Source organism: Halorubrum tibetense, from assembly GCF_042661865.1.
GTDB classification, from domain to species: Archaea; Halobacteriota; Halobacteria; order Halobacteriales; family Haloferacaceae; genus Halorubrum; species Halorubrum tibetense.
In genome coordinates this window covers 1-507 of the sequence record NZ_JBHSWW010000752.1, presented here as the reverse complement: position 1 = coordinate 507, position 507 = coordinate 1, and the positions used below count along the sequence as shown (strand labels likewise).

Annotated in this window: 1 protein-coding gene; it reads left to right on the top strand. The window is 66.1% G+C overall.

Annotation, left to right across the window (positions count from 1 at the left end; translation table 11 throughout):
- Positions 1-234 precede the first annotated feature (234 nt).
- The coding region (locus tag ACFQEU_RS18115; RefSeq protein WP_379784426.1) for a DnaJ domain-containing protein at positions 235-507 on the top strand (273 nt) is incomplete at its 3' end.

Below are 507 nucleotides of genomic sequence, written 5' to 3'. Positions count from 1 at the left end.
GGCGGCATGGGCGGCATGGGCGGCATGGGTCCAGGCGGCATGGGCGGTGCCGGTGCCGGCCCCGACGGCGACGACGAGGAGTACGTCGACGCCGACTTCGAGGATGTCGACGACGAAGACGACGAGGAGTAACCCGCCCCGTCCTCGACACGTCCCGGATCGACGGAGTGATCACGCACGACCCACAGAACGCAACGTATGACCGACCACCCACGTATGAGAGGAGCCTGATCCATGGCTGAGGATTTCTACGATATCTTGGGCGTCTCGCGGGACGCCAGCGAGGACGAGATAAAACAGGCGTATCGCAAGAAGGCGGCCAAACACCACCCGGACGTCAGCGACGAGGACGACGCCGAGGAGCGGTTCAAGAAGATCCAGAAGGCCAAGGAGGTACTCACCGACGAGGAGAAGCGTCGTCAGTACGATCAACTCGGCCACGACCGGTTCACGGAGGCCGACAAACGCGGCGCGACCGGGGGCGGCGCGGGCCCCGGTGGGGCCGGC